This is a genomic window from Mycobacterium sp. 012931 (genome assembly GCF_000419295.1).
Taxonomy (GTDB): domain Bacteria; phylum Actinomycetota; class Actinomycetes; order Mycobacteriales; family Mycobacteriaceae; genus Mycobacterium; species Mycobacterium marinum.
On record NZ_AOPX01000001.1, the window covers coordinates 199,110 to 214,035 of the forward strand.

The following is a 14,926-nucleotide window of genomic DNA, read 5'->3' on the forward strand; positions in this document are numbered from 1 at the left end:
CAAACGATATTGATGCCATTCCCGCGGCGCTGCGGCAGCACGCGTTCACCGGAAGGCAGGGCGGTTCGACTGCGGTGAATCTGAATCAACCTCGGCAACAAAGTGATTCGACGCACGACGCGGGGCGCACGCGCGGGGCCCCTGTACCGGATTAATGTGGAGACCATGCCCGCCACCGTGCAGATTAGGCGCGCGGCCGACCGAGCCGTCACCACCACATCCTGGCTGACGTCCAGACATTCGTTCTCGTTCGGCGACCACTACGACCCCGACAACACCCACCACGGCTTGCTGCTGGTCAGCAACGATGACGTGGTGCAACCCCGAAGCGGCTTCGACACGCACCCGCATCGGGACATGGAGATCGTGACTTGGGTACTCGAAGGCGAACTGACACACCGGGACTCCACAGGCAACCACGGCGTGATCTATCCCGGCCTGGCCCAACGCATGTCGGCGGGCAGCGGCATCCTGCATTCGGAGACCAACGATTCGCAGTCACAGCCGGTGCATTTCGTGCAGATGTGGGTCGCGCCCGACGAGACGGGCATCACACCGAGCTACCAACAGCGTGGAATCGATCACCGGCTGTTCGACGGCGGCCTGGTCACCGTCGCCTCGGGTATCCCCGGCCAGGACGCGGCGATCACCCTGCACAACCGCCACGCCGCGCTGCATTGCGCGCGGTTGCGCCCGGGCGACACCATCGACCTGCCGTCGGCCTCCTACCTGCACTTATTCGTTGCCCGGGGACGGCTCGGACTGGAATCATTCGGTGATGTGAGCACCGGAGATGCGGTCCGCTTCACCGACGTCGAAGCCCCGCGCCTGAGCGCGCATGCGCCCGCGGAGGTACTGATCTGGGAGATGCGCTCGATCCTGGGCAGCTGAGGATATCCAGCAAGGCCACATAGAGTGGGCACGACAGACAGGAGCCCACATGTCTCAATCGCAGCCGCGCCATGCGGCGCCGAACCCCAAGCGAAGTATCAAGTCGCTTCGGACCGTGCGGTTCTGGACGGCGCCGGTCGTCATCACCCTGGCCTTGATGTCCGCGCTGGCGGCGCTGTACCTGGGCGGAATCCTGAATCCGACCACCAATCTGCGCCAGTTCCCCATCGCCTTGGTCAACGAGGACGCCGGGCCCGCCGGCAAGCAGATTGTCGACGGCATCGTCGCCGGATTGGACAAGAACAAATTCGATGTCCGGGTGGTCGACCACGAACAGGCCCAGCGGCTGCTGGACCGGGCCCAGGTCTACGGCTCGGCGGTAATACCGCCGACCTTCTCCTCCCAGCTGCGCGACTTCGCGGTAAGCGCGGTCCAGCCCGGTTCCACCGACCGGCCCGTGATCACCATCTCCACCAATCCGCGTGCCGGCACCCTGGGCGCCAGCATCGCCGGCCATACCCTGACGCAGGCGATGGCGGCCGCCAATAGCAAAGTCGGCGAACGTGTTACGGCCGAGGTGGCGGCGCAGACCGGCGGCGCGCCACTGTCCGGCGCATCGGCGCTCGGGCCGGCCAGCCCCATCGACGTCAAGACCACCGTGTATAATCCGCTGCCCAACGGGACCGGCAACGGCTTGTCGGCCTTCTACTACGCGCTGTTGCTGCTGCTGGCCGGCTTCACAGGCAGCATCATGGTGAGCACCTTGGTGGACTCACTGCTGGGATACGTGCCGGCCGAGTTCGGCCCCGTCTACCGCTTCGCCGAGCAGGTCAACATCTCGCGATTCCGCACCCTGTTGCTCAAGTGGGGATTGATGACGGTGCTGGCATTGCTCACCTCGGCGGTCTATATGGCCATCGCCCATGGGCTCGGCATGCCCATTCCGGCGGGCTGGAAGTTATGGCTATACGGGGTGTTCGCGATCACCGCGGTGGGCGTGACGTCCAGTTCGCTGATCGCGGTGCTGGGCTCCATGGGCCTGCTGGCCAGCATGCTGGTCTTTGTCATCCTCGGCCTGCCGTCGGCCGGCGCCACGGTCCCACTGGAGGCGGTGCCGCCGTTCTTCCGCTGGCTGGCCAAATTCGAGCCGATGCACCAGGTATTTCTGGGCGTGCGATCGCTGTTGTATCTCAACGGTCAACCGGAGTCCGGGTTGTCGCACGCGCTGTTGATGACGGCGATCGGCCTGGTCATCGGCCTGTTGCTAGGTGGCCTCACCACCCACCTCTATGACCGCAAGGGCTTCCACCGGATTCCCGGCGCGGTGGAGATGGCGATTGCGGCGGAGCACCAAGCGCAGCATCAGGCCAAGGAGCGCGCCCGCGACCGTGATTCAACTGAAAGCTCAAGCGAGGAAACGTAATTAGGGTGCGGCCGTGCCGTCACCCCGCTGTGATTTTTGTTGACAATGGGGCGGATGTGTCTGATGCTAGGGGGGTTGCTCCTCGACCTGGGCCGAAAGGGCTACCTCGTGCTGACGGCATTTGCCAGCCTGCGCCGACTCACGGCCTGCTTTGCCGTCCTGGCGGTGTGCGCGACGTTGGCCACCACCACAGGACGGCCGCTGGCCCGCGCCGCTGACGGACGCGAGATGCTCGAGCACGCCATTGCCACCACCCGGGGCTCCTATCTGGTCTACAACTTCGGCGGTGGCCATCCCATGCCGCTGCTCAACGGGGCCGGCCATTGGTATGAGATGAACAATGGCGGGCATCTGATGATCATCAAGAATGCGTCGCAGCGGTTGCAGCCGCATCTGTTGGTTGACACGCACACCGGCGACCAGGCCCGCTGCGAGCGCAACCCGGGGGCCCGCACCAGCGAAGGGCTATGGCAGGCGTCGGAGATCTACCCGCCGCTTCAGGCGTGGCAGCGGATGAGACAGCCGACTATTGCCATCAACGCCAATTTCTTCGACGTGCGGGGGCAGAAGGGCGGTTCGTGGCGGACCACCGGTTGCAGTTCGCCGCTGGGCGCCTTCGTTGACAACACCCACGGGATGGGACGCGCCAACCAGGCCGTGACCGGCACCGTCGCCTACGCGGGCAAGCAGGGACTGTCCGGCGGAAATGAGGTTTGGACGTCCCTGACGACCATGATCATTCCGGTCGGCGGCGCACCATATGTGTTGCGCCCCAAGGGTAGGCAGGACTACGACCTCGCCACCCCGGTGATCCAGGATCTGCTCAACAAGAATGCGAAATTCGTCGCGGTCGCGGGCATCGGCCTGCTGTCCCCCGGCGATATCGGACAGCTGCACGACGGCGGCCCTAGTGCGGCGCGGACGGCCCTTGCCTACTCCAAGCCGAAAGACGAGATGTACATCTTTGAGGGCGGCAGCTACACCCCGGACAACATCCAGGACCTGTTCCGAGGCCTGGGCAGCGACACTGCCATCCTGCTCGACGGCGGTGGGTCGTCCGCGATCGTGTTGCGCCGCGACACCGGGGGCATGTGGGCCGGGGCGGGAGCACCGAAAGGCTCGTGTGACACCCGCCAGGTCCTGTGCGATTCGCACGAGCGGGCGCTGCCCAGCTGGCTCGCGTTCAACTAGCCCGCCGCTCCAGCACCTGGCCGTCACGTTCACGTTCACCGTCGGCCGTCGGTCCGCCGCGGGTGGACTAGACGCGCGGTGTCAGGTCCAGTGAGGTGATGGTCGTCATCCGGGTCACGAACCACCGGGACCGGTCCCGCTTCATGATCAGCCGATAGGACAGGTACTTCATCGACGGGATGTTCTTGGTGAGCGGGCTGGTCGTCGTGGTGTTGGTGTAGACAATCGCGATGGCGTTCGGGCCATCCAGCGATTCCACCGCTACCCCGGTGACCTCGGTGTTGTTGGTGATCTTGGCCTGCTTGTTGGGCGCCACGATGGTGTCGACGAACTTGCGGTACTGGGCTCCGAAGTCGCCACTGAGATAGGTCGCGGCGCGATCGGGCAGGCCGTCCATGTTCTCGGGGTTGTAGGTCCACAACGTGGTGATCGCGTTCGCGGCGGTGCGGGCCACGTTGAGCTTGATCGCCACCACCGCCCGATCGGCCAGGTAGGGCTGCACGGCGGCACCCGCGAATGCCGCGGAACCCACAAAGAGCAGCGCAGTGATCGCCGCGCCCACCGCCGCTAGCCGGCGGCCGGTCAGTCTCTTGGGGCGGGCCGCGGCCTTGCCCTTCGCGCCATCCGCTTCCGCATCCGTATCCGGGTCGGTGGAGTCGGCGCTGGCTTCGCCCGTGTCCTCCACGGAATCGGTCGTGGCCTCGTCGTCAGCGGCCCTCTCGGCGGGCTCGGCCCCGGCGGCCGGCGTCTGGACGGCCTCGTCCGGTTGAGCTTCGTCGTCGGATGCCGCGGCAGCAGCCTCGGTCTCGCCGTCGGAGACGGCGTCGGTCAGATCACCTGCAGCAGGTTGCTGATCTTCCACTGATTCCCTTCCCACTTTGCCGTGGCAGCCCAGCGATTCGTGTTCTCAAAGACCTGTTTGCCATCCGGTGACTTGGAGGTCACCTCGGTAGCCACCAGCACGTTGGCGCTGCCATCGTCATTCCACCGCTCCACGCCGGCATCCAGCACGGTGCCGGTGGCCGGCTCGGCACGGGCGATCTGTATCAGGATCTCGTTCGCCTTTTCGCGGTACTGCTTGGCGAAATCGCCGGTCGCGTGCGCCAGTATGCCCTCGATGTACTCGTTGGCGTGATACGGATCGACGGAGGTGAACTCGCTCATGAACGACTTCACCGAGTTGACCACCTCATGGTCTTTCCTGGCGGCGTGGTAGCGCGTGACGTGCGAGGCGAACATCAGACTGCACACGGTGATCGCCGCCGCCATCAGCACGGCGGCGGCGGTGGCCGCCAGTGACAGCCCCCACTGTCGTTTCGGCACCTCCGGATAGGACGCGACCAGTAACGAGGCCTCGCCGGGAACAAACTTGCGCCGCGGACTCATTTCCCATTCCCAGGGGGTTTGGGCTTGGTCAGGACGGTGAGATCGTCCACCCGCCACTGGTTGGCCCCGTCTTTGGCGAAGCTCACCCGCACGGTTGCGCTGATGTAGCGGATCTCGGGTGGGCTGCCTCGACGGCCCTGCATGAACATCAACATGGTGGCGTGATCGGGCGTCGCCGCCTGTATCGAGCTGTCGGTCACCCAATACTCGTTGAGGACGGGGTGTCCCTTGGCCACGGTCTCCTGCTGAACGGCCAACTGCTCGCGGTACTTGTCGGTGGTCAGCGACCGGGCGCGGGCGAAGTCCTCTTGCAGCGTGCTCGGGTCGTAGGTCAGCATCTGTGCGACGATCTTCGGCCCCTGCGTCGCGATCTCCGCGCGGGTTTGATCGGTCGCCTGGTCTCTGGCGTAGACCAGACCGTAGCTCAGCGCGGAGCCGCCGACGCACAGCGCCGCGGCGGTGAGCAACGCCGCCACCGTCCACTGCCTGACGTGGGCCGGGCGCTGCTCGGGATCGCGGTAGCGAACCTCGGTGCGTAGCAGCAGGTCGGCGAACGTGCGCCGCCGAGAGTCCCACAACGGCCACAGCCACCCGATCAACAGCGGAAGGGTATCCAGCAGGTGAGCCAGGTCTCTGACCAGCAGCAGCCACGGTCCGAGGGCATCATCGCCGTCGTGGCTGTCGCGGCGCACCACCGTGATTCCGCACAGGGCCCGTCCCAAGCTCCAGCCGAGGATCGGCGGCAGCAGCAGCCGGTTGGCCGCCATGACCAAAACGACCAGCGCCAGAAGGGAGACGCACACCCACCACCAGACGCTGTCCGGCGGCACAGTCTCGGCGACCAGCCCCAACGTGGCCACCACGGCGGCACCGGACAGCACGTCGACGGCGAAGGCTCCCAGCCGCAGATGCCAGGGGGCAAGAACCTTCTGGGGTAACTCTGCGACGACGTCCGTGGTCTCGATCTTGTCGACCACCACCGTCACTTCGCCACCTGATCAAGCTTGGAGATCTTGTACTGCCCTTCGGTGGGCGTCATCCGCACCCGCAGCCGGTAGCCGGTCTCCTGATTCTGGTCCTGATCGTTGGACATCTTGACGCGCAGCGCGACCAGCACGTCCACCGAGCCGTCCGGGTTGTTGCGCTCAACGGCTGCACGCATGTCGGTCAGTTGCACGTGCACGTTGGCGGCCTGGTAGGCCTGCACCAGCATGCTGCTGTAGAGCACGGCCTGAGAGCGGTACTGATCGGTGCCGCAATCGATGATCTTCTGTTCACTGGCGGCCATGGCGCTGGTGTCGGGGGCCTGGGTAGCCGCGACACAATCCTTCGCCGCTTCCAGGGCCGCCGCATCGTTGCGCGCAATCACCTGGCTCTCCTGGTGCGAACGCAGCGCCAGGTAGTCGCCGGCGCCGATGCCACCGGCGGCCAACAGCAGGACCGCGCTGATGCCCACCAGCCAGCCCCGCCCCAGCCGCGAAGGTCTGCGCTCGACACCGGGCTCGACAGCCTGGCCATCGCCGGACTGCTCGGTGTCCTCGGCTTGCTCTTGGGCAGCGTCGTGCGAACCGGCCGAGGCCTCGGGTTCGGCCGCGGCCTCGGGTTCCGGTTGTTCAGTCGAATCCGGTGCGGCCTCGGATTCCGCTGAATCCTCGGTCGTCACGTCGTGACTGATCTGTACGGCTTCGGCCTCAGATTCCGACGAATCCTCAGCTGTCGCCTCGGTACGCAACGAATCATCCGCGTCGGTGGGGTTCAGCCGGCTGGCGCCAGCATCTCCTTCCATCCGTCGTCTCCTGTTTTGGTCGAGTTTTCGACGGAGTATTTGACTCCGTCGGGCCCTACCAGTTCACCGCTCTGGGGACTGTAGACAGCCGTCGGGGGGCCCGGAGTGTAGACACACGGGTTGGGCTGCTGGCCGTTGCACTGCACCGTACCCGATCCCGGTCGCTGCAGCGGATCGCTGATCGGAGGTGGCGTTCCGCCCGGAGGCAGCTTGTCCGCCGGTGCCGGGTTCATCCCGTTGTTCACCGATGGCGCCTGCGCCACCAGGCCGGGCTTAACCGGCTGGTCGCAGCGCGCGCCGGGCGCCGGGCAGGTCAGCAGCTGGTTGGGGTCGCCGTACCACGGGTTGGTACCCGCCGGGACGTACGGCTTGGGGTCACGGCACTCACGCGGGGTCGCTGCCCGCTTGCCGGGGACGTCCACACACGGGATGTTGCGGGAGCCGCGCACACTGTTGGCCGGCGTGTCCATCGGAATCTTGCAGTAGGTGCCCTTAGGCAGCGGCTGCAGGCTGATGTCGGCGAAGGAACGCCACTGCTCGGCCGGGATGAAGCCGGTCAGACAGGGTGGTGGCTGGTTGATCGCCAGCGCCATGTCCAGGGCGGCCATGTTCGGGAAGGGCGCGGCCACCGTCTGGGCGATCGAGGCACCCTGCGGCAGGAATACCAGCACCTGCTCCAGGCCCTTGTGGTAGCGCTTGAGCAGGTCAAACACCACTTCCAGGTTCGCCAACGTCTGCGGCAGCGAGTCGCGCACGTCGCTGAAGACCGAGTTGAGCTGGTCGGCGGTGGGCGCGGCTTGAGTAAGAATGCTCTTCACGTTCTGGTCCCGCTCGGCCGTCTGGGTGGCCAGGACGTTGAGGTTGTGTGCCCAGCGCGAGATCGCATCGCCCGAGTTGACCTGACTGTCCAGGATCGGGCCCGAGTTCTGGATGATGTCGTTGACGTCGTTGATCTGGGTGTGGAAGTCCCCGACGATCGCCTGCGTGGCGTCGACCAGCCGCTGCAGGGCGGGCCCCAAGCCGCCGACCGCTTGCGCGGTCTCATCGAGCAGCACCGGGATCTTGTCTGCCGGCAGCACCTCGAGCCCGCGGTTCGCGGTGTCCAGCGCAGGACCGATTTCGCTGGGTACCGTTCCCTTGGTGATGGTCTGCCCGGGCGAGAGGAACTTCGCGGGGGCGCCGGTGGACACCAGGTCCAGGTACTGTTCGCCGACCGCCGACACCGAATGCACGTTGGCGGAAGCGTCGACCGGGATCTTGTAGCGGCTGTCGATGCTCATCGTGGCTTCGACACCGGTTGCCGTGGGTTCGACGCCGGTCACCTTGCCGATCGTGATGCCGCGATAGGTGACGTTGGCCGTGGGATACAAACCACCCGAGGCCGGCAACTCGGCCTTGAGCGGGTAGCGCCCCACCCCCAGCAACGCCGGGATCTGCAAGTAGTAGACGCCCAGGACCAGCAGCGACAGGACGGTCAGCGTCCCGAACATGATCAGCTGGCGCTTGATGAATGGAGTCAGCACTGCCTGTCACCCCTTTCCACCAGCGGACCGCCGGGTGCGTCGTTCGGGTTCGGGGTGTACCGGACGTCGGGAATCATCGTCTCCGGGTCACGGCCGAACGACTGCTCCAGGGCGCGCAGCGCGCCGGAGAAGCCGGTACCGGTGAGCACCGCGTTGTCCATGGCGCTGAACGTGACGTCCAGGGTGGCCGAGACGTTCTGATAGTCACCGCGGAAGATCTTCGGCACGGCGTCGATGTCGAACGGCTGGGTGATGATCAGCTTCAGGGCCCCGATCAGGTACTGCGAGCCGCGACCGAGTTCCTTGAGCGGACACTGCAACGACTGCAGATCGGTGTGCAGGTTGCCCCGTGCCTCCGACAGGTAGCGGCCGGTGACGTCGCTGAGCTGTCCCACCGAGTTCACGGCGTTGATCAGCAGATCGCGGGTGTCAGCGAAATGCTTGATCAGCGGCGGCAGATCGGTCAGCGCGCGATCCACCACGTCGGCCCGGCCACCCACGTAGGCCATCAGTCGGTTGGTGGAGTCGATGGCGCGAGTGATGTCATCGCGTTGTTCGTTGAGCTGCCGCGTGAAGGTGTCAAGCCTGGTGAGGAAGCCCCGGATCTGATCGCCGCGCCCGTGGAAGATGTCGTAGACCTCGTTTTGCAGCACTTCCAGGTTGGGGATGCCGCCGCCGCGCAGGATCAGCGAGATGCTGGCCAGCGTTTGCTCGGTATTGGGGTACGCCGAGGAATTCTTCAGCGGGATGGTGTCGCCGTTCTTGAGTAGCTGCGACGACGGGTTGGGCGGTGCGGCCAGCTCAACGTGCTGGGAACCCAGCAAACTGGTCTGGCCGATCTTGGCGAGCGCGTTCTTGGGCAGCTTGACGCCCTGGTCGATGCCCAACGTCAGGGTCGCCACCCAATTCTTGAGCTGGATGTTGCGAATCGACCCGACGGGCACGTCGGCAACCATCACCTTGCTGTTGCCGTTGATCGCCAGGGTGTCGGGCACCTGCACATAAACGGTGTAAGACCCCTTGCCGGTCCCCGGCGCACCCGGGATCGCGACATTGGAGATGCCACGCCAGCCACAGGAGCTCAGGACCAGCGCCACCATCAGCAGTGCCAGGCCCTGCCAGGCCCGGCGCGATACCGCGCGCATCGCGCCTACACCGCGTCTGGCGGCCGATTGCTTCGACTTACCGATCGCACCCATCACACTCACGCCGCACCTCACTGTCCTGCCCCTGCCTCAGCGGGCAAAGGTGCTCCAACTGGTGCCGGTGCCGGTCCGGGCGCCGGTGTCGGGGCGACGGGACCTGGGATCACTTCCGGACCCGGCGGCGGTGGCTGTATTGGTACCGGAGCCTGCAAGCCGATCGGCGGCAGCACCGGGTACTCGTCGTAGGCGTTGGGCGGTCCGGGCGGTGTCTGCAGGGTCGACTGAACGGGCTCGATGTCGGGCCCACCCATCAGCTCGGAAAGCGACTCGGGAGTCATCAGGCCCGCCGTGATCGGCCCGACCTGCTGGCCCTGCATTCCGGGAGCGACGATCCAGCCGGGTTGGGTGTTGCGGTGCGACAGCGGAGTGTCCGGCACCCAGATGCCCGGAACGGTCGTGTCCTTGTATCCGTTCGGCGGCTGCAGCCGGGGCTCGGAGTAGGCGACCTGCTTGGGCAGCACCTCGGCGGTGTTGAACGCGTTCAACCCGAACGGGAAGTAGTTGAACTTGATCGCATCCAGCACGGGCGCCAGATACTGCGCACACAGCTCGGCGGACTCCTGGTAGCCGAGCCGGCTGCCGGCCTGAATCGAGCTGCAGACGAACTGCATCGGGTTCGCGAAGGACGTGATTTCCGGTACGGCGACAACCGAACCGTGCGCCGGGTGGTAGATCTGGTTCACGTTCGACGCGGCCGTGGGAAGCACGTGCAACGCCGTCTCCAGACCGTTCAACGGGTCAGGTTGCAGGAGAGTGTTGGTCGCTTCGGCCAGGTTGTTGACGTCGTAGGTCAGCACTTCGCGGTTCTTGTCCAGGAACGGCCGCACCGTCGACAGCAAGCTGTCGAACTGCTGCAGCGCATTGGACAGGTCGCGGTCGTAGCCCACCAGCCGGCCGGTGACGTCGGCGAGGTTCTGGTTCAGCGCCACGAACTGTTTGTCGTCCTGGTGCAGCGCGTTGACGAACAGCGCCAGGCTGCGCACCACCGCGAAGAAGTCGCCACGGCCTTCGTTCAGCGCGGTCAATGCCCGCGACAGGCTGTCCAGCGCGGTGTTGATCTGCTTGCCTTTGCCCTCCAAGCCGTTCGCGAAGGATTCGAGAACCTCGCCAAACGGCCCGGTCGGCTGATCCTTGGTGGGGCCCAGCTTGTCGATGATGTTGGTGATGCTGTTGCGCAGCTCATCCCACTCAACGGGCACCTGGGTGCGTTCCAGCGGGATCACCGCGTTGTCGGCCAGCACCGGGCCACCCTTGTAGGGCGGCTCCAACTGGATGGTGCGCGATGCGACCAGGGTCGGGTTGAGGATCACCGCGGAGGCGTTGGCCGGCACCTTGTACTTGTTCTGGTAGTGGAAGGTGACCTTCATCTTGTCGCCGGCCGGCTCGATGTTGTCGATCTTGCCTACCTGCAGGCCCATGATCTGGACCTTGTCCCCCGGGTAGAGGGCATTCGCACTCGGGAAGTAGGCGACCACGGTGTTGTTGGTCAGCTTCTGATACAGCTTCAAGCCGACGAACGCGGCAACCAGGCCGAGCACCAACACCAGGGACCCGATGATGACGGTCGCCCGGGAAACCTTGGGTAGCCGGATGTTGCGGATGTCAAAGATGGTGCTCAATTCTGGCTACCTCCCGTCGCACCACTACCTCCCGTGCCACCTGGGGTGATGTACGGGTCGGGCAGCTGCGGCCCGGGCCCAGGCGGTGCGGGCGGACCCTGCGGCAGCCCGGGAGCGAACGTTGACGGGGGTGGCGTCGGCCCGGCCGGTCCGACCGGCTCGGTGCGGGCACCTGGCGGCGCATCCGGCGGCAACGGCACCGGGGTACCGGGAGCATCCGGCGCGGGTTCGCCCGGCCGCCCGGCGATCGGAATACCCGGCGTCGGCGGCAGGCCGTTCGGATTCGGCGGTGACGACTCGACACCGTCCAACGGAGCCGGGAAGCCGAACCCACCGAACGGACCTTCCAGCACGCCCGCGCAGGGCAGCGGGTTGTCCGGCCGGGGCAGCGCGTCGGCGGCCGGCGTGTACGAGCAGGGCGATCCGGGTGGCACCGCGGGAAGCGGGTGGTCCGGGGTACCTTCGAGCACCCGAGGTCCCGGGGGCGGAGCGCCGTTGGGGAACCGAGTGCCGTTGGGGTCGGGGAACCGGTACTCCGGCAGCCCAGCACTGCGCCAGAAGTCCTCTGGGGACAGGCCACGCTTCTTGAACGCTGCATCGATGAACGGCTGCAGGATCTGGCCCGGGACCAGGTTGTGAATGACGACCTTGAAGAACGGGCCCGACGCGATGGACTCGTTCAGCGATGGCAGGAATGCGCCGACCATCTCGAGGCCCTTGGCGAGATCTTCTTTGCGTTCGATCAGGACGTCGCTGACCGTGCGCAGTTGTTCAAGCACGTGATTGAGGTTGGGGTTGTCGTTGATCAGCCCCTGAACCTGCGCTGAAAACGATGCGATGTTCCCCAGCAGCGCGTCGATCGCGCGGCCACGTTCGTTGAAGGCGACCAGCAGAGTCTTCGCGTTCACCAGCAGCCGGTCGACCTGCGCGCTGCGGTCCCCGAGGACGCTAGCCACTTGGTTGGCCTGGGCGAGCAGGTGCTTGAGCTCGTCGTCGCGCTTACCCAGCGTGTCGGAGAACTTGGCGACACCGTCGAGCGCGGAACTCAGGTGCGGATAGGTCTGATCGATCGTCTCCGACAACACGTGCAGCGACTTCTTGACCGTGTCGATGTCCCAGCCGGTGGCGGCCCGGGTGACGTCGAAGAATGCGTCGTAGATCTGGTACGGCGTGGTGCTCTGGCCCAGCGGCAGCGTGCCACCCGGCCGCAGCGGCTGGTTGCCGCGCGCCTCGATCTCGACGACCTTCTTACCCAGAATCGTGTCGGTACGGATCGACAGCCGGCTATCGGTGCCGATGGTGTTGGTGCCGATCGAGAACTTCATGACGATGTGGTCACCGTCGATCCGCAGGCCCTCGACCTTGCCGACGTCCAGCCCGGCGATGCGTACCTTGTCGCCGTTGTTGATTCCGCCGGAGTCGGTGAACTGCCCGTAGTAGCTCGGCCTGGCGAAAATCATCGGCACGCTGGTGAAGCTCTGACCCACGCCGACGACCACGAGCATCACGACGATGCCCATGAGCCCGATGCGAAGCCGGTTGGGGGGTTCTAGTGTCCTCATTGCGGTGCGCACCTACCCGTCGGTTGCGAGAAAAGTCGAACCGTTCGGACGGGCCCACCAGGCTGCAGCCCGTTGATCTTGAGGCTGATGTCGCAGGAGTAGAAGTTCACGAAGTCTCCATAGGACCCGATCGCGCGCCCAATCATGTTCAATGCCGTCGGCACCTTGTGCAGGAAGTCGGCGAGCTCTTGGCGCTGGTCGATCAGCGGCTGCTGAACGGCGTCCAGGTAGTTGACCGTCTTGTGTAGCAGCGCACGGTCCTCACCCAATAGGTCGGCCACGGTTCCGGCCGCGTTGCTGACATGCGCGATGCCACCGGAAAGATCGTCGCGGTGCTCGTTGAGCCCGGTGATCAGCACCTCGAGGTTGTTGACCGTCTGATCGAAGTCCTTGCGATGCCGCACGGTCGCGGCCAGGACGGTGTTGAGGTTCTTGATCACCTCACCGATCGCCTGGTCGCGCTCGGCAAGCTGCGAAGTCAGCTGAGCGGTTTGGTCGAGAATGTCGTTGATGGTGCCGCCTTGCCCCTGAAATACGGTGACCAGGGCCGAGGCGATGGTGTTGACCTTGTCGGGGTCCAGCGCCCGGAACACCGGCTTGAAACCACCGATCAGGGCGTCAAGGTCCAGCGCCGGCGAGGTCCGCGACAACGGGATGAAGCCACCCGGCGGCATGATCCGATCCGAGCCGTCGCCCTCGCCGCGTTTGAGCTCGAGGTAGCGATTGCCGATCAGGTCGAGGTAGCGGATCTGCGCGCTCGTCGACTGGTACAGCGGCACCGATCGGTCGACGTCGAAATTCACCCGCACCCGTTTGCCGCCGTCGATCAGCGATACCGACTTCACCTTGCCGATCTCGACCCCGGAGGCGCGAACAAACTGGCCCGGCCGCAGACCACTGGCATTGCTGAACTCGGCCGAGTACGCATACGTACGGTCAAAGCGGATCTGACCGAACACGATGATGATCATCACGCTGAAGAGCATCAGCACCAACGAGAAGATGCCGAGTCTGATTGCAGTACCGGTGATTTTCATGGGTTGATCGTGTAATCCCCTACTTGACGACCCCAGACATATTCCAGTACGAAGGGCGAACCGGTCTCCAAGTGGTTGTAGGGCGCAAGACTGTTGCCGGTGTCCATGACCAGCTCCGGCGCGGGCCAGAAGTCATGGGTGATGCTCTGCCAGCAGCCCGGCGCACCCCCAGGCCCGCCGTGTGCATTCACCCGTGGCAGGTTCTCGGGATAGATGTAGGGGTTGGGCGCCCCGCCGACCAGACCGGCAGCCAGGCCACCGACCTGCGAGATCAGCAGGGGCACAAGTGAGGCGGGGTTGAGCATCATTCCCAACGCGGAGAGCGGCGTCGTGTGGCTGTTCAGCGAGTAGCCGTTGCCGCCCAGGAACTTGTAGGCCTGCGGCTCGACGTCGTGGTAGTTGCGCAGGGTGCAGAACAACTCCGGGCTGTAGGTATCCAGCAGCTGGGCGCTTGGCACCAGGTCGGCGGCGCCGCGCGCCAGATAGGGTCCACCCCGCTCGAAGACGTCCGCGCCGGTGTTGCCGAATCCGACCGCCGCCAACAACGCCGCGTCCAAGTCGTGCTGCTGAGCATTGATGGTGCGTGCGGTCGGCACGGAGTTGTTGAGAAAGTCGAACAAATCCGGTGCGGCGTCGGCGTACACGTCACCCAGGGCCGCCAACTGTTGGATGTCGCGCCGAGCCTGAGGCATCTGCGGATTGATGTCGTCGAGGATCTCGTTGCCGTTGGCGATCGCCTCGCCGAACCGGTTACCCAGTCCGGTGAGGGCTTCCGCGGCGGCGCTCAGCGTCAGGTTCAGCTTGACCGGGTCCACCTTTTCGGAGATCGAGGTCAGGGTCTCGAACAAGGTGTTGATTTCGGTGGTCACCGCCGAGGCGTTGATGACGCTGTGGGCCGAAAGCTTCTTGTTCGACGGATGTTCCGGCGTTGTCAGTGACACGTACTTGCCACCGAACACCGTGGTCGCCTTGATCTGCGCGTCCACGTTTTCCGGTATCAGCGGCAGGTATCGCGGATAGACGTTCAAGACGAATTTTGCTGCCGGCTTGCCGTCCCTGGTGATCTCCGAGATGGTGTCGACTCGCCCGATCTGGACCCCGTTGTAGGTGACCTTCGAGCCCGGATCCATCACCAGGCCCACGCGCTCGGAGAACATGGTCAGCTTGACCTTGCGATCGAAGTCGCCACGGAACTGGAGGTAGACCAAGGACAAGATAAGCAGGCCGACCAAGAACAGGGCGATGCCCGCGATCTTGTACGGCGGTTCGTTGACCTTGTTGAGCTTGCCCGGTTTTGTCATGG

The 14,926-nt window shown here is 65.2% G+C and carries 13 protein-coding genes; 3 read left to right on the plus strand and 10 right to left on the minus strand.

From position 1 onward, the window contains the following. The first annotated feature begins 165 nt into the window (after positions 1-165). The 3 genes from MMSP_RS00855 (at position 166) to MMSP_RS00865 (ending at position 3,505) form a co-directional block, all read left to right on the plus strand. Positions 166-891, plus strand: coding sequence for a pirin-like bicupin family protein (locus tag MMSP_RS00855; RefSeq protein ID WP_036426983.1), 726 nt, complete (start codon positions 166-168; stop codon positions 889-891). A 49-nt stretch (positions 892-940) separates the two neighbouring features. Next, positions 941-2,314 (plus strand): YhgE/Pip domain-containing protein, encoded by a 1,374-nt coding sequence (locus tag MMSP_RS00860; RefSeq protein ID WP_036425905.1) that lies wholly within the window; start codon positions 941-943, stop codon positions 2,312-2,314. Between the two features lie 63 nt (positions 2,315-2,377). Then, positions 2,378-3,505: a phosphodiester glycosidase family protein gene (locus tag MMSP_RS00865; RefSeq protein WP_020785081.1), complete on the plus strand. Its 1,128-nt coding sequence runs from the start codon at positions 2,378-2,380 to the stop codon at positions 3,503-3,505. A 67-nt stretch (positions 3,506-3,572) separates the two neighbouring features. Here MMSP_RS00865 and MMSP_RS00870 read toward each other — a convergent pair whose 3' ends face one another. The 10 genes from MMSP_RS00870 to MMSP_RS00915 form a co-directional block, all read right to left on the minus strand. Further along, on the minus strand, positions 3,573-4,367 hold the full coding sequence (locus MMSP_RS00870) for a hypothetical protein (RefSeq protein ID WP_020785082.1): 795 nt from the start codon (positions 4,365-4,367) through the stop codon (positions 3,573-3,575). Next, positions 4,334-4,891 (minus strand): hypothetical protein, encoded by a 558-nt coding sequence (locus MMSP_RS00875; protein ID WP_020785083.1) that lies wholly within the window; start codon positions 4,889-4,891, stop codon positions 4,334-4,336. Before MMSP_RS00875 ends, MMSP_RS00870 begins: the two co-directional genes overlap by 34 nt. Then, on the minus strand, positions 4,888-5,877 hold the full coding sequence (locus tag MMSP_RS00880) for an RDD family protein (RefSeq protein WP_012392398.1): 990 nt from the start codon (positions 5,875-5,877) through the stop codon (positions 4,888-4,890). The genes MMSP_RS00875 and MMSP_RS00880 overlap by 4 nt, the downstream gene beginning before the upstream one ends. Beyond that, on the minus strand, positions 5,874-6,677 hold the full coding sequence (locus MMSP_RS00885; protein ID WP_020785084.1) for a hypothetical protein: 804 nt from the start codon (positions 6,675-6,677) through the stop codon (positions 5,874-5,876). The genes MMSP_RS00880 and MMSP_RS00885 overlap by 4 nt, the downstream gene beginning before the upstream one ends. Beyond that, positions 6,647-8,200 (minus strand): MCE family protein, encoded by a 1,554-nt coding sequence (locus tag MMSP_RS00890; RefSeq protein WP_020785085.1) that lies wholly within the window; start codon positions 8,198-8,200, stop codon positions 6,647-6,649. The genes MMSP_RS00885 and MMSP_RS00890 overlap by 31 nt, the downstream gene beginning before the upstream one ends. Continuing rightward, positions 8,194-9,345 carry a virulence factor Mce family protein gene (locus MMSP_RS00895; RefSeq protein ID WP_036425909.1) on the minus strand — a complete coding sequence of 384 codons (1,152 nt, stop codon included), beginning with the start codon at positions 9,343-9,345 and terminating at the stop codon, positions 8,194-8,196. The genes MMSP_RS00890 and MMSP_RS00895 overlap by 7 nt, the downstream gene beginning before the upstream one ends. 71 nt (positions 9,346-9,416) lie before the next feature. Next, positions 9,417-11,024 (minus strand): virulence factor Mce family protein, encoded by a 1,608-nt coding sequence (locus MMSP_RS00900; protein ID WP_020785087.1) that lies wholly within the window; start codon positions 11,022-11,024, stop codon positions 9,417-9,419. Next, entirely contained in the window at positions 11,021-12,586 is a 1,566-nt protein-coding gene (locus tag MMSP_RS00905; RefSeq protein WP_036426986.1) for a virulence factor Mce family protein, read from the minus strand. The genes MMSP_RS00900 and MMSP_RS00905 overlap by 4 nt, the downstream gene beginning before the upstream one ends. Beyond that, complete coding sequence (locus MMSP_RS00910; RefSeq protein ID WP_015354180.1) at positions 12,583-13,623, minus strand: virulence factor Mce family protein; 1,041 nt, start codon at positions 13,621-13,623, stop codon at positions 12,583-12,585. The genes MMSP_RS00905 and MMSP_RS00910 overlap by 4 nt, the downstream gene beginning before the upstream one ends. Further along, positions 13,620-14,924 (minus strand): MCE family protein, encoded by a 1,305-nt coding sequence (locus MMSP_RS00915; protein WP_020785089.1) that lies wholly within the window; start codon positions 14,922-14,924, stop codon positions 13,620-13,622. The genes MMSP_RS00910 and MMSP_RS00915 overlap by 4 nt, the downstream gene beginning before the upstream one ends. Positions 14,925-14,926 lie beyond the last annotated feature (2 nt).